This is a genomic window from Asticcacaulis sp. YBE204 (genome assembly GCF_000495855.1).
Lineage (GTDB): Bacteria > Pseudomonadota > Alphaproteobacteria > Caulobacterales > Caulobacteraceae > Asticcacaulis.
The window spans coordinates 133,415-151,571 of record NZ_AWGF01000012.1 but is presented as its reverse complement, the minus strand read 5'-3'; the positions used below and the strand labels follow the sequence as shown (position 1 = coordinate 151,571).

15 protein-coding genes are annotated in these 18,157 nt (G+C 62.5%); 13 read left to right on the top strand and 2 right to left on the bottom strand.

Annotated features, from left to right (window positions below; all coding sequences use genetic code 11):
* Window positions 1-271 precede the first annotated feature (271 nt).
* The 13 genes from AEYBE204_RS34535 to AEYBE204_RS0120595 all read left to right on the top strand — a co-directional run bounded on the left by AEYBE204_RS34535 (window position 272) and on the right by AEYBE204_RS0120595 (window position 16,256).
* Complete coding sequence (locus AEYBE204_RS34535; protein WP_023463193.1) at window positions 272-1,144, top strand: Ku protein; 873 nt, start codon at window positions 272-274, stop codon at window positions 1,142-1,144.
* Between the two features lie 3 nt (window positions 1,145-1,147).
* A complete protein-coding gene (ligD, locus tag AEYBE204_RS34530; RefSeq protein ID WP_023463192.1) occupies window positions 1,148-3,688 on the top strand; it encodes a DNA ligase D in 2,541 nt (846 codons plus the stop codon).
* A 270-nt stretch (window positions 3,689-3,958) separates the two neighbouring features.
* Window positions 3,959-5,704, top strand: coding sequence for a DUF1800 family protein (locus AEYBE204_RS34525; RefSeq protein ID WP_023463191.1), 1,746 nt, complete (start codon window positions 3,959-3,961; stop codon window positions 5,702-5,704).
* A gap of 13 nt (window positions 5,705-5,717) precedes the next feature.
* The gene (locus tag AEYBE204_RS34520) at window positions 5,718-7,265 is read left to right on the top strand and encodes a DUF1501 domain-containing protein (protein ID WP_023463190.1); all 1,548 of its coding nucleotides are present in this window, start codon (window positions 5,718-5,720) and stop codon (window positions 7,263-7,265) included.
* A 193-nt stretch (window positions 7,266-7,458) separates the two neighbouring features.
* Window positions 7,459-8,031, top strand: coding sequence for a lytic transglycosylase domain-containing protein (locus tag AEYBE204_RS0120605; protein ID WP_235068229.1), 573 nt, complete (start codon window positions 7,459-7,461; stop codon window positions 8,029-8,031).
* A 12-nt stretch (window positions 8,032-8,043) separates the two neighbouring features.
* Window positions 8,044-8,352: a TrbC/VirB2 family protein gene (locus AEYBE204_RS34515; RefSeq protein WP_023463188.1), complete on the top strand. Its 309-nt coding sequence runs from the start codon at window positions 8,044-8,046 to the stop codon at window positions 8,350-8,352.
* A 3-nt stretch (window positions 8,353-8,355) separates the two neighbouring features.
* On the top strand, window positions 8,356-8,640 hold the full coding sequence (locus AEYBE204_RS34510) for a type IV secretion system protein VirB3 (RefSeq protein WP_023463187.1): 285 nt from the start codon (window positions 8,356-8,358) through the stop codon (window positions 8,638-8,640).
* Between the two features lie 13 nt (window positions 8,641-8,653).
* Entirely contained in the window at window positions 8,654-11,071 is a 2,418-nt protein-coding gene (locus AEYBE204_RS34505; protein ID WP_023463186.1) for a VirB4 family type IV secretion/conjugal transfer ATPase, read from the top strand.
* Complete coding sequence (locus AEYBE204_RS0120600) at window positions 11,068-12,267, top strand: type IV secretion system protein (protein ID WP_081724724.1); 1,200 nt, start codon at window positions 11,068-11,070, stop codon at window positions 12,265-12,267. The genes AEYBE204_RS34505 and AEYBE204_RS0120600 overlap by 4 nt, the downstream gene beginning before the upstream one ends.
* Window positions 12,264-13,049, top strand: a complete 786-nt coding sequence (locus AEYBE204_RS34500) for a TrbG/VirB9 family P-type conjugative transfer protein (protein ID WP_023463184.1) — start codon at window positions 12,264-12,266, stop codon at window positions 13,047-13,049. The genes AEYBE204_RS0120600 and AEYBE204_RS34500 overlap by 4 nt, the downstream gene beginning before the upstream one ends.
* 1 nt (window position 13,050) lies before the next feature.
* Window positions 13,051-14,157 carry a TrbI/VirB10 family protein gene (locus tag AEYBE204_RS34495; protein ID WP_023463183.1) on the top strand — a complete coding sequence of 369 codons (1,107 nt, stop codon included), beginning with the start codon at window positions 13,051-13,053 and terminating at the stop codon, window positions 14,155-14,157.
* A 3-nt stretch (window positions 14,158-14,160) separates the two neighbouring features.
* The gene (gene virB11 / locus AEYBE204_RS34490; protein WP_023463182.1) at window positions 14,161-15,138 is read left to right on the top strand and encodes a P-type DNA transfer ATPase VirB11; all 978 of its coding nucleotides are present in this window, start codon (window positions 14,161-14,163) and stop codon (window positions 15,136-15,138) included.
* 197 nt (window positions 15,139-15,335) lie between these two features.
* Complete coding sequence (locus AEYBE204_RS0120595) at window positions 15,336-16,256, top strand: intradiol ring-cleavage dioxygenase (protein WP_031231128.1); 921 nt, start codon at window positions 15,336-15,338, stop codon at window positions 16,254-16,256.
* A 123-nt stretch (window positions 16,257-16,379) separates the two neighbouring features.
* Here the strand turns inward: AEYBE204_RS0120595 and AEYBE204_RS34485 are convergent, their stop codons facing one another.
* A complete protein-coding gene (locus AEYBE204_RS34485; RefSeq protein WP_023463179.1) occupies window positions 16,380-17,003 on the bottom strand; it encodes a hypothetical protein in 624 nt (207 codons plus the stop codon).
* Entirely contained in the window at window positions 17,000-18,070 is a 1,071-nt protein-coding gene (locus AEYBE204_RS34480; protein ID WP_023463178.1) for a PLP-dependent cysteine synthase family protein, read from the bottom strand. The genes AEYBE204_RS34485 and AEYBE204_RS34480 overlap by 4 nt, the downstream gene beginning before the upstream one ends.
* Between the last annotated feature and the right edge of the window lie 87 nt (window positions 18,071-18,157).

Below are 18,157 nucleotides of genomic sequence, written 5' to 3'. Positions count from 1 at the left end.
TATAGCGCCAGCGAAAGTATAGCTTTCGCAAGCGGTGGCCGAGACGCGGAGCGTTGAGGCGGAGGGGTATTGCTCCAGACTATTCAACGCGCTGAGACTTTCGGAGTCGCCCCCCTCCGTCACGCCTTCGGCGCGCCACCTCCCCATCTTCGCCCAGTGGCTCGATAGGGAGGAGGGAGTAAATTACTGATTTTTAACAGGACGCACCGCCCATCGCAGCGGCATCTTACGGGCGCAGCGCTATGATCCCCGGATTTCCCGAGGATAAAACATGGCCCTGCGTCCCTACTGGAGCGGCAATCTGCGCCTGTCGCTGGTCACCTTGCCGGTCAATGTCTATTCGGCGCTGAACCGCTCGCGCCAGATTCCGCTCAAGGAAATCTACCGCAAGACGGGCGAGCGCGTGCATCGGCTCAACGTCACCGAAGACGGGACCGAGGTCGATCGCGACGAGATCATCAAGGGCTACGAGGTCGAAAAAGGCGAATACGTCCTGCTGGAGCCCGACGAGATCAAGGATCTGAAAATCCCGTCGTCCAAGACATTGAATATCGTGCAGTTCGTCCCGGCCGAAGATATCGACGACATCTATTTCGACAGCCCCTATTTCGTCGCGCCGCAAAAGGATTCCGACGAGCAGACCTTTGCCGTCATCCGCGACGCTCTGCGCGGGTCGAAGACGACGGGGATCGGGCAACTGGCCATCGCCGGGCGCGAACGTCTGTGCGCGGTCAAGCCGTGCGGGTCGGGGCTGGTGCTGCAAACCCTGCGCTACGAGGACGAACTGCGCGACAGCGATCCCTATTTCGACGACATCACCAAAAAGGCGGCGGCGTCGGAAGAACTCGACCTCGCCAAGGAACTGATCAAGCGCAAGACGGCGGCCTTCGATCCGGGCAAGTTCCATGACCACTACCGTGAGGCCTTGCAGGAACTGATCGAGGCCAAGATCGAGGACCGCGAACCGGTGGCGATGGAGGAGGAGAAACCGACGGCCAAGGTCATCAACCTGATGGACGCCCTGCGCAAGAGCCTGAAAGACCCGGAACCGGCGCCACCTGAGAAGGATAATCCAGAAAAGAAAAAACCGACGGCCAAAAAGCCTGCCGCTAAGAAAGCCGCACCTCGCAAGAAGGCGAGTTAATTCATGGATAATCTTGATCTTTATAACCAAAAGCGTGATTTCACCAAGACCGCCGAGCCCGAAGGCAAGGTCGATCAAAATGGCGGATTTCGCTACCTGATCCAGAAACACGCGGCCACGCGGCTGCATTACGATTTCCGGCTGGAACTGGACGGCGTGCTGAAATCGTGGGCCGTGACGCGCGGCCCAAGTCTCAATCCCGACGACAAACGGTTGGCGGTCGAGGTCGAAGACCATCCGGTGTCATACGGCGGTTTCGAGGGCACCATCCCCAAGGGCCAGTACGGCGGCGGTACGGTCATGATGTGGGACGAAGGGACGTGGGAGCCGCTCGAAGACCCGCACAAGGGGCTGAAGGACGGCAATCTGAAGTTCCGGCTGCACGGCGCACGCCTGAGCGGCGACTGGGCGCTGGTGCGCATGAAGCCGCGCCCGCAGGATCGGGGGCGACACAACTGGCTGCTGATCAAGCACGAAGACGATGTCAGCACCGACGGCGATGCCGAGGCTTGGCTGGAGGATAACGCCGTCAGCATCACCACGGGCCGGACGATGGACGAGATCGCCGACAGCAAAAATTCCGTCTGGAATTCACGCCCGAAGGACGAACCCGCCAAAAAAAACGTGGCAAAACCCACGCTCGACTTTATCGAGCCCGAACTGGCGACGCTGGCGGTATCCCTGCCGACCGGCAAGACCTGGGTGCATGAAATCAAGTTCGACGGTTACCGCACTATGGTCCTGATCGAAAACGGTCAGGCGCGGTTACTGACGCGCACGGGGCTCGACTGGACGCACCGGTTTCGTCCTCTGCCCGATTTGCTGGCGCGTCTGCCGGTCGATAGCGCCATTCTCGACGGCGAAATCGTCACGGTAAACGACGAGGGTCGCGCCGATTTCAAGAGCCTTCAGGCGACCCTGAGCGGCGAGGCCGACGCCCCGCTGCAATATTATGCCTTCGATCTGCTGTACCTGAACGGCAAGGATCTGCGGCCCCTGCCGTTACTGGAGCGCAAGGCCGAACTGGAAAAGCTCTTAAGCGGTAAAAAGCTAGACGACAGAATACATTACAGCGAACATTTCACGCGCGATATCGTATCGTTCAAGGACCGTCTATGCGCGCTTGATCAGGAAGGTGTGATTTCCAAACGCGCCGATGCGCCTTACCAGTCTGGTCGCAACAAGATGTGGCTCAAGATCAAGTGCCATAAGCGGCAGGAGTTCGTCATCGGCGGCTTCACTCTGCCGAAAAAGGACAATCGCGGGCTCGGCGCCCTGCTCATCGGCTATTACGAGGGCGAGCGGTTCGTCTATGCCGGAAAGGTCGGGACGGGTTTCACGCACGATACGACGCTTGATCTGCGGCGGCGGCTGGATGTGATCGCCAACAAGACCAACCCCTTCCACGATATTCCATCGGAATACAAACGCGGCGCGCACTGGGTCGAGCCGAAACTGGTCGCCGAGGTGCAGTTCGGCGAATGGACCTCGGACGGACGGTTGCGCCATCCGTCGTTTCAAGGGTTACGTGAAGACAAACCGGCTCAGGACATCGAACGCGACGAAGCTATCCCCAAATCCGAGGTCAAGGCCGCGACCGAGGCGCCGGTCACCCCGCCTAAACGCGTCGCCAAGAAAACCGACAAGGAAGAGGTTGGCGGCGTGGCGATCTCCAGCCCCGATCGTGTGGTCTTTCCCGGCACCGACATCACCAAGAAGGACGTGGCCGAATATTACGACAGCGTCGCCGAATGGATATTACCGCACATCGCCGGACGGCCCATTTCGATGATCCGCTGCCCCGAAGGCATTGGCGGGCAATGCTTTTTCCAGCGCCATCTGGCGCAAAGTCACATCCCGCATCTCAAGGACACCGGCATACACGTCAACGGGCGTGACGAAGACTACGTCATGATCGAAGACGAAAAAGGCCTGATCAGCCTGACACAATGGGGCGTGATGGAAATCCACCCGTGGGGCTGTATGGCTGATAATCCCGATAAACCCGACCGGATGATCTTCGACCTCGATCCCGATCCGGAAGCGAAATGGGGCGACGTCATCGCCGGAGTCGAAGAGATCCGCTCGCGTATGAAAGAGTTCAAACTCGAAAGCTTCCTCAAGACGACCGGCGGTAAAGGCCTGCACGTCGTCATTCCCATCAAACCGCAACATAACTGGGACGCTATCAAGGCCTTTACGCGTGCCGTAGCGGATTCGATGGCGCATGACAGCCCGGACAAATTCGTCGCTCAGGCCTCCAAAGCCAAGCGCAAGGGCCGGATTTTCGTCGACTATCTGCGCAACGACCATACCGCGACCGCCGTCGCGCCCTATGCCTTGCGCGCACGGCCCGGTGCGCCCGTCGCCATGCCCCTGCCGTGGTCGAGCCTGTCGGACAAGTTAGATCCGGCGGGCTATACGCTTGAAAACGCCGTCGCCCATCTGCGTCAGCGCAAGCGCGATCCGTGGGCCGAGATGCTGACCTCGGATCAGGCCTTGTCGGGTAAAATCCTGACTGCCCTTGGCATCGCAAACGATTGAACTCGTGTTTTAGGCGACATAATCGCCCCATTTCGGCCTCATCTTGCCAGTAGAGGGCGAGGCGTGTTAGGCTCTCGTTAATAAACGAAGCCGTATAAAACCGGACCGCTACCTTCAACAGACGCATCAAAGGCATCAGACCTCCTTCCGGAGACCGTCTGACAGCCTGCGCAAACGCGGTGGCCAACCCCAGACTTAAAATCAGACTGCGCCTACCCTCATAGATTTCCTCCCGCGTTCCCGACAGACGCGGCCCACTCAGGAAAAGTAATGTATCCTTCGCGTATCAGAAGCCCTCGCCCGGCGATTGCCCGGCGTGTGTCGAACCTCCTTGTCATAGCCTCGCTCGTCCTGCTCAGCGCCTGTGGTGGCGGGGGTGGAGGCGGCGGCGGCAGTTCCGGCGGCAGTGGCACGACCCCGCCCCCGGTCGTCGTCAAACCGACCGCCGCCGAGGCCAGCCGGTTTCTGGCGCAGGCGACCTTTGGCGCCAATGACGCCGATATCGCGGCGGTAAGTAGCGCGGGCTATAGCGACTGGATCAACGCGCAGATGGCCCTGCCGATCGGTACGACGCACCTGGCGCAGATGGATACGCGCCTGATCGACCTGCGTACGACGACGCCGACGGCGACGCTGTCTTCCACACACTTCTACGAATCCTTCTGGATGCAGTCGGCGACCGCACCGGATCAGCTGCGTCAGCGCGTCAAGTTCGCCCTGTCGGAAATCTTCGTCGTCTCCTTCACCAGCAGCATCGATGCACGCGGGCTGGCCTCCTATTATGACATGCTGGGCCGCGATGCGTTCGGCAATTTCCGCACCCTTTTGGAAGACGTGACCTATCACCCGGCCATGGGCCTGTACCTGACCTATCTGGCCAACCAGAAGGAAAATACGGCGACCGGGCGCAATCCGGACGAAAACTACGCCCGCGAAGTCATGCAGTTGTTCACGCTGGGGCTTTATCAGCTCAACACCGACGGCACGGTCAAGACCGACCTGCTCGGTGCGACGACCCCGACCTATGCGACGTCTGATATTCAGGGCCTGGCCAAGGTCTTCACCGGCCTCAGCTATTATCACCCGACGCCCACCAACTCGACCTTCGGCGGCGGCAGCCGCGATGCCGAAGCCTATACCAAGCCCATGATCGGCTATAACAATTACCACTCGATCTCGGCCAAGAGCTTCCTTGGGACGACGATCCCCGCCTCGACGGTCGCCGACACCAATGGCGATGTGAAGGCCGCGCTCGACGCCCTGTTCAACCATCCGAACGTCGGACCGTTCATCGCCAAACAGCTGATCCAGCGTCTGGTCACCTCCAACCCGACCCCGGCCTATGTCGGGCGCGTGGCGGCGGTGTTCAACAATAACGGCTCGGGCGTGCGCGGCGATATGGGCGCGGTCGTTCGCGCCATACTGCTCGATTCCGAGGCCCGCACCGCCGCCGACGGCGACTACGGCAAGCTGCGCGAACCCGTCGTGCGTCTGGCCAACTGGATGCGGGCGTTTGAAGCGACCTCGACCAGCGGCAAATGGCTGATGGGCTCGACCAGCGCCAATACCTCGCTCAACCAGTCGCCCCTGACCTCGGGCTCGGTGTTCAACTTCTTCCGCCCCGGCTACGTGCCGCCCAACACCCTGATCGGCAACAAGAACAAGGTCGCGCCGGAAATGCAGATCACCGACGAGGTGACGACGGCCAGCTACATCAACACCATGAACACGACGATCAATACCGGGATCGGGACCAGTTCGGACATCAAGGCGACCTATCCCAAGGAACTAGCGCTGGCTACCGATCCGGCGGCTCTGGTCGATCGTCTGGACCTGCTGCTGTTCGGCGGAAGGATGTCAGCGACGCTGAAAGGCAAGATCGTCACGGCGGTCGGCACCGTCGCCATCCCCGGCGGCACGGCCACTCAGGCGCAGATCGATGCCGCCAAGCTCAATCGCGTAAAACTGGCCGTCCTGCTCAGCATGGCCTCCCCCGAATATATAGCCCAGCGTTAGTAGGAGTAAAACAATGACCGCTTCTCTCGACAGACGTCAGTTTCTCCGTTTTGGCGCGGGCCTCGCCGGCATGACCACAGCAGGCTCCTTCGGCCTGCAACTGGCCGCCGCCGGTTCCGCCGCCGGGCAAAGCGCCTCGGACTATAAGGCCATCGTTTGCGTCTTCCTGTTCGGTGGCAACGACGCCAACAATATGGTCATGGCCACCGACACGGATTCGTGGGGCCGCTATTTCTCGGCGCGTAATCAGGGCGCTGACCCCATCGCCCTGATGCCGGTCGGCACTCCCGCCACGGCCATCGGTGCGATCAATCCGGTCACCGGTCGCGCCTCGGCGCTCGGTAAGCCCGAACACTGGGGCGGTGTCCTGCCCATCGCGCCGAAAACCGCTCAGGCCATCCCGGCGGGGACCAGTGCGTCGAGCCGGACCTTCGCCCTGCATCCGCTGATGGCGCCGTGCAAGACGCTGTTCGATCAGGGCCGTCTGGCGGTCATGGCCAATGTCGGCACCCTGATCCAGCCGGTGACCAAGGCGCAGTACAATGCCCGCAGCGTCCCCCTGCCCGCCAGTCTATATTCGCACAACGACCAGCAATCGACCTGGCAGGCCGGGGCCGCCGAAGGTGCGCGCATCGGCTGGGGCGGTCAGATGGGCGACCTTCTGATGTCGATGAACGGGACCAATACCATCTTCACCGCCATCACGGCGGGCGGCACGGCGGTTTTCCTGTCGGGCCGCAATGTGGTGCAGTATCCGCTATCGACCAATAATTCTCCCGCGATCATGGTCAACGGCATCACCTCGACCTCGCTTTACGGTTCGACGGCGGCCCCGGCGGCGTTGAGTGACATCATCACCAACACGGCCGCCACCAGCGACTTCGCCAACGATTTCGGCAGCGTCGTCAACCGCTCGGTCGGTGCAGCCAGCGTGGTGAACGAGGTCTTCGGCCGGACCGTGGTGACCAGCGTGCCTTCGCCCGCCAACTATACCAACCCGGCGACCAATGCGGTGGAAACCAACAGTCTCGCCCTGCAATTGCGCACCGTCGCGCGGATGATCGCGGCGGGCCCCTCCTTCGGCCTCAAGCGTCAGGTGTTTATGGTGTCATTAGGCGGCTTCGACAGCCACGATACCCAGAACCGCGATCAGTCGAACAATCTGGCGAAAATCGCCCACGCCTTCGCCTATTTCGACCAGACGCTGAGCAATATCGGCGGCATCGATATGCGCAACAGCGTAACGACCTTTACCGCCTCGGACTTTTCGCGCACCTTCTCGACCAATGGCGACGGTACCGACCACGCCTGGGGCGGCCACCACCTGATCATGGGCGGCGCGGTCAAGGGCGGCGACATGTACGGACAATTTCCGACGGTCGGCATGGACGTCAGCGGTTTCAGCAACCCCGGCATGGTGGGCGCGTCGTTCATTCCGACGACCTCGGTCGATCAGTATGCCGCGACCATGGGCGCGTGGTTCGGTGTCGGAAACTCCGATCTCAACACCATCTTCCCCAATCTGCGCAACTTCTCGACACCCAATCTCGGCTTTGTCTAACCGGCGATTGAGTCCGTCGCCTTTAGGTTATATGACAGTCGGCTATGGGACTGTGGATCGAATCGCGAGCATAACATCCGTATTCGGATCACTGGCGTAGTAGCTGTAACAAATCTGACAACTTTAGCTGTTAGAGCCCCTGTGATTGTCATAAAACGGCGTCAGAACGGCGTGGTGGGAAAAGGAGTTACCCGTGCGGGTAGGCTTGAAGGCAGCGGCAACGATAGCGGCGATGATGACGCCGGGGCTTGCCGCCGCTCAGGTCATGGAACTGAGCGGCGATGGCGAATATCGCACGATCTGCACCTCTCTTGCCCCGGTAAGCGTGACCCTTCGCACGACGGCCAAGGTTCCCTATGAAAGCGCCATTCAGCGCGCCGCCGACACCTATGGCCTCAGCCCCGATTTGCTCATCAGCGTCATTCGTCAGGAATCGGGCTTCAACCCCAACGCTGTCTCGCCGCGCGGGGCCATCGGCCTGATGCAGCTCCTGCCGTCGACCGCCGCCGAACTGGGTGTTGATCCCTACGATCCCGCGGCCAATATCATGGGCGGTGCGGCCTATCTGCGCCGTCAGCTCGACCGTTTCGACGGGCGTATCGATCTGGCTCTGGCGGCCTATAATGCCGGGGCCGGGGCCGTCGCCCGTCACAAGGGCGTCCCGCCCTATACAGAGACCCGTACCTATGTCGCCCGCAACCTCGATCGCCTCAGCGACGGGGCGGGCGTACCCGCCGATCCCCCGCCGACCCAGACCTGTGGTTAAGGATAAAACCGAATGAAAACCGATCGTTTCACCGCATTCTTCGCGGCCCTGCCCGCCCTGTTCATCGCCGCCTCGGCCTCGGCCCAGACCGCCGGTCAGAACCCCGCCGGGTCCGGCCCCATCGTTAACGCCCTGAGCTGGATTCAAGGCACCCTGCTCGGCAATGTCGCCACTGCCGTCGCCGTCATCGCGGTGGCCTGTATCGGCTTCATGATGCTGTCGGGGCGCATGAACTGGCGCTTCGGCGCGACCGTCATCCTCGGCGTCTTCATTCTGTTCGGTGCCGCGACCATCGTCGCCGGCATCCAGTCGGCGGTCTAGGATATGGCCGAACTGGTCAAGGCTCCGGTGTTTCGCGCCCTGACCCAGCCGCAGATGCTGGGCGGCGTCACCTATTCGTATTTCATCCTCAACTTCATGATTACGACCGAAGCCTTCCTGATCACCCGCTCCTTCTGGGCGCTGGCGATCGCGCTTGTGGTACACGCGATAGGTTATCTGGCCTGTCTGCGTGAGCCGCGTCTGTTCGACCTGTGGTTCACCAAGGTGAGCCGCTGCCCCCGCATCCGGAACTATAAGTTCTGGCGCTGCAACTCCTACCAGCCGTAAGGGCGTTTATTGCATGAGTGGTTTCTTAGGCTTGGGTGCGAAAGAACAAAGGATCGGCGACCGCCTGCCCTATGCGCACCTGTATAATGACCACACGGTGACGCTGCGCGACGGCTCGCTGATGCAGGCCATCTATATCGACGGCTTCGGCTTCGAGACGGCGGACACGACGGACCTCAACAGCCTGCATGCCTTACGTGAGAGCGCCCTGCGCGCCATCGGCGACTCGCGTCTGGTCCTGCACCACCATATACTGCGCCGCAAGGTGTCGGTGTCTACCTCGGGCAGTTTCGACGACCCCGTCGCCACCCATATCGATGAACGCTGGCAGGCCCGTCTGTCGTCGCGCGAACTGTTCGTCAACGACCTGTTCATCACCATTCTGCGCCGTCCGGCGCGCGGCAAGGCCGGTCTGGCCGAAGCGCTCGGCAACCTGTTCGGCGGCAAGTCGGGCACCGACCGCGAAGGTCTGGGGGCGGAACTGCGCGAACTCGATGCCGCGCGCGACGCCCTGATGGCGGCGCTGGGCCGTTATGGTCCGCGTCTGCTCGGCGGTTACGACAGCCGTGACGGGCGTTGTTCGGAACCGCTGGAGCTTCTGTCGGCCCTGTTCCACGGCGAGATGCGCCCGGTCCTGCGCCCCGATCCCTTGGCCAGGGACGATGCCGGTCATTACATCCCCTATCAACGCCTGAGCGTTGGCGTCGATGCGCTGGAACTGAAAAGCGCGGGCGCATCAAAGTCCTTCGGGGCGATGATCTCGGTCAAGGAATACCCGCCGCAGGCCGCACCGGGGATGCTCGACGCCCTGCTGCACCTGCCCTATGAAATGACCCTGTCGCAGAGCTTTCAGTTCGTCGATCGTCAGATTGGTCTTGAACGCGTTAATCTGGCGCTGCGCCGCCTGCGCGCTGCCGACGACGACGGTATCACGCTGCGCGCCGGGCTGATGAACGCCAAGGACGAGCTGGCTTCGGGCCAGACGGCGCTGGGCGAACACCATCTGACCGTTCTGGTCCGTGCGCCGGGTCTCAGCCAGCTCGATCAGGCTGCCGCTCAGGTCGCCTCGACTCTGGCCGATACCGGCGCGGTATCGGTGCGCGAGGACATCAACCTCGAACCGGCTTTCTGGGCGCAGTTTCCCGGCAACGAGGCCTATATCGCGCGCAAGGCCCTTATCTCGGTCTCGGCCTTTGCCGGCATGGCCAGCCTGCACGGTTTCGCGCTCGGTCGCGCCACCGGCAACCATTGGGGCGAGGCGATTACGGTGCTGGAAACGACCGCCGCGACGCCGTACTTCTTCAACTTCCATTCCGGCGATCTCGGCAACTTCACCCTGATCGGACCGTCGGGTTCGGGCAAGACCGTGGTGCTCAACTTCCTCGCCGCTCAGGCGCAGAAGGCGAAGCCGCGCACCGTCATCTTCGACAAGGACCGCGGGTCCGAGTTGTTCGTGCGCGCCATCGGTGGCCACTATGCCGCCCTGCGCGCCGGGGAGCCTACCGGTTTCAACCCGCTGCAACTGCCCGACAACGCGATTAACCGCGCCTTCCTGCGCGACCTGATCAGCCGCCTGATTTCCGGCGACGGCCCCGCGCTCGCCCCCGAAGATGAGGCGATCCTGACCGAGGCCATCGACGCCATGTACGCGCAGGCCCCGGCCTATCGCCGCCTGCGTTATTTCCAGGAACTGCTCGGAGGCCTGCGCCGCCCCAGCCACACCGATCTTGCCGCGCGTCTGGCGCCGTGGTGCGGTCGCGGCGAATGGGCGTGGCTGTTCGATAACGAGGCCGATCAGCTCGACCTCTCGGCGCGCGTCCTCGGTTTCGACATGACGCAGTTCCTCGACACGCCGGTCCTGCGCACGCCGATCATGATGTACCTCTTCCACCGCATCGAAGAGCGTCTGGACGGCACCCCGGCCATGATCCTGATCGACGAGGGCTGGAAAGCGCTCGACGACGAATCCTTCTCGGCGCGCATCCGCGACTGGATGAAGACCCTGCGTAAACGCAACGCCATCCTCGGTTTCGGCACCCAAAGCGCCAGCGACGCGCTCGACAGCCGTATCGCGTCGGCGATCATCGAACAGGCCGCGACGCAGATATTCATGGCCAATCCGCGCGCCCGCATGGAAGATTACGGCGACGGCTTCGGCCTGAGCGAGCACGAGGTCGGCCTCGTCCGCGCCCTGCCGCCGCATGCCCACGCCTTCCTCGTCAAGCACGGCAACCATTCGGTCGTAGCCCGCCTCGACCTGTCGGCCATGCCGGATCTGCTCAATATCCTGTCGGGCCGCGAATCCAGCGTGCGCAAGCTGGACGAACTGCGCGCCACGGTCGGCGACGCCCCCGAAGCGTGGTGGCCGGAGATCGCCGGCACGCCGTGGCCGGGTAACGTCACCCGTCAGAAGCTCAAGGTGACCGCATGACGCCTTGCCCGTCCATGCCCCTCGACGGCAATTCCGGCATTTCCGGCGCGCTACTCAGCGTCGATTGCCAGATCAGCAACGTCGTGGAAGACAGCTTCGGCCGTCTGTTCGGTACGGGCGGCTATCTCGGCGTGGCCCTGACCATCTGCCTGACGCTGTATATCGCGTTTCTGGCGTTCGGTCTGATCACCGGGCGGACGCGCCTGACGCTCACCACCATGACGCCCAAGGTGCTTGCCATCGGGCTGGTCCTGACCTTCGTCACGGCGTGGCCCGCCTATCAGACGGTTGTCTATAACCTGCTGACCAAGGGTCCGGACGAGATCGCCGCCGCCTTGACCGGTTCTGGCGAAGGGGCCAGCGTCGCCTTCGCCAAACGTCTCGACACCCTGTTCGTCCACTTCGCCGATGCCGCCACCGCGTTTGAGAACACGACCGCGCAGGTCGCGCAAAACAACCAGGCCCAAAGCGTCGCCATGCCGATGCGCAATGGCAAGTCGTCGGCATCCGACATGTTGTGGAGTTCGGGTCTGATCCTGCTGCTGTCGACCGTCGGCGTGCTGGTCCTGTCGCGCCTGATCCTGACGCTTTTGCTGGCGCTGGGGCCGTTGTTCGTCGTCTTCGCCCTGTTTTCGCAGACACGCGGCCTGTTCGAAGGCTGGTTGCGCACGGCGATCGGTTTTGCCTTCATTCCCATGCTGGTGACCTTGGGCGGTTCGGCGGCGCTGGCGCTGCTGACCCCGCCTATTCTGGCCATTTCCGGCGATCCGCTGCAAACGGTGCGCGACATTCAACCGATCGTCATTTTGTTCATGGGTTCAGTCATTTACGCGGCTTTCCTCATCATGCTGATGGTCGTGGCGTTCAATATCGTCAAGAACTGGAACCCGCTCAAGGCTCGCCCTGACGCGCCCTCGACGGAGACTCAGGTCGCCGCCACCTCCGCCGCGCTTCTGGCCTCCAGCCGTAGCGTCACCACGGTTCAGGGCGGCAACGCCACGGCTTCGGCCAATGCCTCCGCCGCCCGCGACGGCCGCGCCCAGACGGTCGCCACGACCCTCAGCGCCGCCCCCTCCGCGCTCGGCGGCAACGCCCCCTCTTCTTCCGCCAATGCGCGCCGTCAGGGTCTGGGACAAAGGTTCCGAACCGCCGCTGCGCAACCGACGAAACCCCTGTCAAAGACCGTAGGTTCATGAAGTCCGTTCTGCTCACCACCCTGATGCTGGCTGCCTCTGGCTCGGCTATGGCCGATGGCCGTATCCGCACCATCGACTATACCGACGGCGCGGTCGTACGGCTCGACACCTGCCTCGGCTTCCAAACCATGATCACCTTCGGCGACAGCGAGAAGATCGAGAACGTCGCCATCGGTGACGCCGCCCAGTGGCAGGCAACGCCGAACAAGCGCGGCAATCTGATCTTCATCAAGCCGTTCACCAAAAGCGCCTATACAAACCTGTCGGTCGTCACCGACCGCCGCGCCTATGCGTTCGAGTTGAGCGCGAAGGACACGGCGGCGTGCAAGCGCGGCGAAGTGCTGTACGATCTGCGGTTCCGTTACCCGAACGACCCGGTCGAAAACCCGGCCCCGCCGCCGCCCGAAGACACCGCTTCGACCTTGCCGGAAAAGCGCAACACCGCCTACACCTATGCCGGTGAGCCCGCCCTTGTGCCGCTGCGCATGTTCGATGACGGCCAATCGACCTATCTGATGTGGGCCGAAGGCGTCGCCTTTCCGGCCATCTATGCCTTGGCCGACGGCAAGGAAAGCCTGATCAACTTCGGCTATCGCGAGGGCTTTATCGTCATCGAGCAGGTCGGCCCCGCCTTTATTCTGCGTCGCGGCGATCTCAAGGCGACCGTCTATAACGACGCCTTCGTGCCGCCCGCGCTCGACGCCTTGTCGCCGCAGCCGCGTCCGGCTGAGGAGCAACCGAAGCCCAAAAAATCCGGCTGGTTCGGCCGGAAGGAACAGTAAGATGCGTAACGCGCTCGACGCCGACCCGAAGTCGCAGAAAGACCCGCGCACCACTCTGCCGCCGTCCGATCTGGATGCCGCGACCACACGCGCCCTGCCCGCCGTCGCCGCCACCTCGACACTGAAAGACAGCCTCGTGCTGGCCGGCGGTATCATGGGCGCCGTGTTCCTCGGTGCCCTGACCCTGATCTTCATGGGCAACAGCCGCCGCGACGCTGCTCAAAACGCCACCAATTCGCCCCCGGTTCAACAACAGGTGCCGCCACCGGGGCAGAACCCGCCCGGCACGGTAATGGAACTGCCGCCGGTTGCCTTGCCCGAAGGCCCGATTCAGCCCGTGCCGCCGCAACCCGGTGCGCCGCCCCCGGTTGCCGCCCCCGACAACAGCACGCGCGCCAATGCGCTGGTTTACGACGTCAGCGCGCCGGACCCCGCCCCTGCTGACGCGGCCAATGCAGCCGCCGCTGCCGGAAAGGCCGCGCCGAAGGAAAACGTCTTCGACGGCAATAATCTGGCCGACGCCACAGGCTTCGATGCGAACCGTCAGGTCCGCGCCACCCGCATCGCCAACCCGGCCTCGACCGTATCGCAGGGCACCCTGATCCCCGCCGTGCTGGAAACCGCGCTCAATTCCGACCTGCCGGGCTATACCCGCGCTCTGGTCGCCCGCGACGTCAAGAGTTTCGACGGTCGCCGCGTCCTGATCCCGCGCGGTTCGCGCCTGATCGGCTCCTATCGTTCGGGCCTGCAAAGCGGCCAGAAGCGCCTGTTCATCACTTGGTCGCGCCTGATCCGTCCCGACGGCACCGCGATCACCCTCAGCGATCCGTCGACCGACAATCTCGGTCAGGCCGGTCAGACCGGCGAGGTCGACAGCCACTTCTTCAAGCGCTTCGGCTCGGCCATGCTGCTGTCGATCGTCGGCGGCCTGTCGAATTCGCTCGGCGACGGCAATAATTCGACCATCGTCATCGGTACGGCGGCGGGCGCCAACAGCGCCGCCACCGGGGCCTTGTCCAGCGACTCAAAAATCTCGCCGACCGTCAAGGTGGCGCAGGGCACGCCGATTCAGGTCTTCGTCTCCCGCGACCTCGATTTCTCGCTGTAAATCATGGCCGACCTGCTCCCCACCGAAGGCGTCTATCTCAAGGCCTATCTCCAGCCGTTCCGGCAATGGCTGGATCGCGCCGAGGTGACCGAGGTCATGGTCAACCGCCCCGGCGAGGTCTGGGTCGAGATCAGCGGTCAGGCCCATATGCAGCGCTTCGACGCGCCGGACATCAACGATGACCTGCTCAGCCGTCTGGCGGCGCAGATCGCCCGCATCAGCCATCAGGGCATCAACCGCGAAAACCCCCTGCTGGCCGCGACTCTGCCGACCGGCGAGCGGGTGCAGATCGTCGGCCCGCCCGCCACGCGCCGCCATTGGGCCATCGCCATTCGCCGCCACCTGATGGTCAATCGCCCGCTCGACTCCTACGACCGCGGTCCGATCGCCGCGCCCGCCTACGCCAATATGGCCGACGAACAGGCCGCCGCCCGCGCCAACCCGGTCGCCTTCCTTACGGCAGCGGTTGAGGCGCGTAAGACGATCCTGATTTCCGGCGGCACCTCGTCCGGCAAGACGACCTTCCTCAACGCGCTGCTGGGTGCCGTGCCGCAGCACGAGCGCGTCATCCTCGTCGAGGATACCCCCGAAATCGCCGTCACCCAGCCGAACGCGCTGGGCCTCGTCGCCGTCAAGGGCGAACTGGGCGAAGCCAAGGTGGCGGTCAACGACCTGTTGCAAGCATCCCTGCGCCTGCGCCCCGACCGCATCATCGTCGGCGAAATCCGGGGTGCCGAGGCCGTTACCTTCCTGCGCGCCATCAATACCGGCCATCCAGGCTCCTTCACGACGGTCCACGCCAACACGCCCCAAGGGGCGCTGGAGCAGATCGCCCTGATGGTCATGCAGTCGGGTATGAGCCTGTCGCGGCAGGAAACCATCGCCTATGCCTGCGGTCTGATCGACGTTGTCGTGCAACTTTCCAAGGCGGGCGGCGAACGCGGCATCAGCGACATCTGCCTGCCGCGCACCCTGCTCTGATTATTTCACTTCCGAAATACAGATAACGCGTCAGACATAACCGCGTTACGATATTCGCCGCATTCGGTCCCTACGTCTCGTCTTGTTCCCTCGATGAAGTGGCTTCAAGAGAAGCCCTTTCATCGGTTTATATCCTGTCGCGATATGATCGCCGAACTTCGTTTCGGCATATCGCTCGGGCAAGAAAGTGAGCGCGTATGACCCAGCCCCATTCCTCTGAAGAACCGTTCCACAAGGACGAAGGCAGCCTTCAGGACCTCATCGCCTCGCTGTCGCGACGCCGGACCCTGGCCATGCTGGGAACCATGGCCTTTGGATCGAGCTTTGTCGCGGCCTGCGGTGGCGGAGGCGGCGGCAGTTCCACAACGACTACCGTCGCCTCATCCTCTTCCAGTGCATCATCCTCAAGCAGCAGTGCATCATCGTCCAGTTCGTCGACCTCGTCGGCCTCGGGCACCTGCACCACCTACCCGACCGAAACCGAAGGCCCCTATCCCGGCGACGGCTCCAACACCGTGTCGGGCAGCGTGGTCAATGCCCTGACTCTGTCGGGAATCAACCGCTCGGATATCCGCGCCTCGGTCGGAAGCGCGTCGGCCACGGCGCCCGGCCTGCCGGTGCAACTGACCATCACGCTCGTCAATTCCGGCGCGGGCTGTACGCCCATGGCGGGCTATGTCATCTATCTCTGGCATTGTACCCGCGACGGGCTCTATTCGCTCTATTCCAGCGGCGTCACGGCGCAAAACTATCTGCGCGGTATTCAGGTCACCAATGCCAGCGGGCAGGTCACCTTCACGACGATCTTCCCCGGCTGCTATTCGGGCCGGATGCCGCACATTCACGTCGAGGTCTATCCCAGCCTGTCGAGCGCGACCAGTTACGCCAACAAGATCAAGACATCGCAGTTCGCGCTGGATCGCAGCATCTGTTCGACGGTTTACAGCACCGTCACCGGCTACAGTGCCTCGGTGTCCAATCTGGCGGCCATCAGCTTTGCCACAGATAATGTGTTCAGCGACAATACGTCGGCGCAACTGGCCGCCCAGACCATTGCCCTGACCGGCGACACGACCAACGGTTATACCGGAACCGTTACGCTGGGAATGACGCTTTAACGAAGCCTCACCTCACGTATCGCTTTTAAAGTGATGCGTGAGGTTCGGTTAAGAATCTCTTTTATTTAATTTAATTAAATTATTGATTTTAATCAATATATTTACATTCGTTTAAACTAGATTTTAAACCTCTCTATAGCGATAAATCATCAGGCCCGGCACCAACATGAATAGCGTCGACGCCAGTCCGAATAGTCCGGCACGCCACAGGTCTTCGCGAATAAAGAAGCTCAGGAACCCGACAATCATCCACCCGGCGGCAGGCCACAGCAGCCAGGTCCGCGCGCTCGAAGCTCCCATGACGGCGGTCACGAGGCTGAAAATCATGGCGCTGAACACGATATTATAGGTCGCATTGGCTTCACCGCTGAGGGCCGCGCCGACGCCGATAACCAGAAAGACCAGGCCGGCAAAGCCCCACGCCATCGAAATAGCGTGCGATCGCCAAGACTTGAGCAACGGCTGCGGGTTGAGCCAGCGGTCAATGGCGAAGCTGCCCACACACCCGAAAATCGTCGGCAGAGGCCCCAGCGTATCCGGCAACCACGACGGCAGCAGATTGCCGAGCAGCGCCACGTGCCAGTACGACATTATGCCCATCATCAGGCCCCACCACGCCAGCACCGGTCCGGCGGCAGCCGCCAGCACGTCGCCGCGCCGCGCCAGTTGTCTCAGCCGCGTCAGTTCATCATCCATCAGGCGGACATCCTCCGGCGTCACCGGCGGCAGGAGATCGTCGTATTTCACAGGCTGCCCCTTCCCTCGAACACGGCCTTCAACTGCGCATAGGGCGTCCGCCAGTCGACGCCGCGCGCTTTAAGCCATACGTCATCATAGTAGGTGTCGGCGTAACGCTCGCCGCCATCGCACAGGATGGTGACGATTGAGCCTGTTTCGTCGCGCGCCGCCATCTCCTGCATCAGGCTTGCGCAGGCCCAGATGCTGGTGCCGGTCGAACCGCCCACGCGACGTCCCAACCGCTCGGAAATCAGGCGCGCCCCGGCGATGGACTGGGCGTCGCTGATGGCCTCCATACGGTCGATCAGGGACGGCAGGAAGCTGGGTTCGACGCGCGGACGGCCGATGCCTTCGATGAACGACGCACAACGGTCCAGCGTGGTGACGGAGCGGTCGGCAAAATGGCGGTGAAAGACCGAGCCTTCCGGATCGGCAACGCACAGCCGCGTCGGCAAACGGCGATAGCGAATAAACCGCCCTAATGTCGCCGAGGTGCCGCCGGTCCCGGCCCCCGTGACGATCCATGCCGGGACCGGGTGTGGCTCGTCGGACATCTGCGCAAACAGGCTTTCGGCGATATTGTTATTGCCGCGCCAGTCGGTCGCTCGTTCGGCATAGGTGAATTGATCGAGATAGTGGCCGCCGGTTTCCGCCGCCAGCCGATGCGCGGCCGCATAGACGCTCGATGGGTCATCGACCGCGTGGATTTCACCGCCATGAAAGCGGATGGCATCGATCTTGGCCTGCGCTACGGACTTCGGCACGACGGCGATAAAGCGTAGGCCCAGCAGTTTGGCAAAATAGGCCTCCGAGACCGCCGTCGAGCCTGACGAGGCTTCGATCACGGTCGTCTCCGGCCCGATCCATTCGTTGCACAAGGCGTAGAGGAACAGCGAACGCGCCAGACGGTGCTTGAGACTACCTGTCGGGTGTGACGATTCATCCTTCAGATACAAAGGGATTCCGGGAAATCCTTCGACCTCGTGGTGGATGAGGTGCGTGTCGGACGAGCGGTTGAAATCCGCCTCGATACGGCGCACAGCCTCGATCAGCCAGCTACGGGGAACAGACGACATATAACACCTCAAACTCTTTACAGTCGCGATATTGATGCCGAAAACCGCTGACACTTTTCGGCATATCGCTTTCCCCGACAGAAACCG

What these genes read in the sequence shown, in the direction of transcription:
- AEYBE204_RS34510 (WP_023463187.1), top strand. Translation starts at nt 8,356, where the DNA reads ATGGCCGAACTGGTCAAGGCTCCGGTGTTTCGCGCCCTGACCCAGCCG.
- AEYBE204_RS34515 (WP_023463188.1), top strand. Translation starts at nt 8,044, where the DNA reads ATGAAAACCGATCGTTTCACCGCATTCTTCGCGGCCCTGCCCGCCCTG.
- AEYBE204_RS34500 (WP_023463184.1), top strand. Translation starts at nt 12,264, where the DNA reads ATGAAGTCCGTTCTGCTCACCACCCTGATGCTGGCTGCCTCTGGCTCG.
- AEYBE204_RS0120600 (WP_081724724.1), top strand. Translation starts at nt 11,068, where the DNA reads ATGACGCCTTGCCCGTCCATGCCCCTCGACGGCAATTCCGGCATTTCC.
- AEYBE204_RS0120595 (WP_031231128.1), top strand. Translation starts at nt 15,336, where the DNA reads ATGACCCAGCCCCATTCCTCTGAAGAACCGTTCCACAAGGACGAAGGC.
- AEYBE204_RS34525 (WP_023463191.1), top strand. Translation starts at nt 3,959, where the DNA reads ATGTATCCTTCGCGTATCAGAAGCCCTCGCCCGGCGATTGCCCGGCGT.
- AEYBE204_RS34505 (WP_023463186.1), top strand. Translation starts at nt 8,654, where the DNA reads ATGAGTGGTTTCTTAGGCTTGGGTGCGAAAGAACAAAGGATCGGCGAC.
- AEYBE204_RS34520 (WP_023463190.1), top strand. Translation starts at nt 5,718, where the DNA reads ATGACCGCTTCTCTCGACAGACGTCAGTTTCTCCGTTTTGGCGCGGGC.
- ligD (WP_023463192.1), top strand. Translation starts at nt 1,148, where the DNA reads ATGGATAATCTTGATCTTTATAACCAAAAGCGTGATTTCACCAAGACC.
- AEYBE204_RS34495 (WP_023463183.1), top strand. Translation starts at nt 13,051, where the DNA reads ATGCGTAACGCGCTCGACGCCGACCCGAAGTCGCAGAAAGACCCGCGC.
- virB11 (WP_023463182.1), top strand. Translation starts at nt 14,161, where the DNA reads ATGGCCGACCTGCTCCCCACCGAAGGCGTCTATCTCAAGGCCTATCTC.
- AEYBE204_RS34480 (WP_023463178.1), bottom strand. Translation starts at nt 18,070, where the DNA reads ATGTCGTCTGTTCCCCGTAGCTGGCTGATCGAGGCTGTGCGCCGTATC.
- AEYBE204_RS34535 (WP_023463193.1), top strand. Translation starts at nt 272, where the DNA reads ATGGCCCTGCGTCCCTACTGGAGCGGCAATCTGCGCCTGTCGCTGGTC.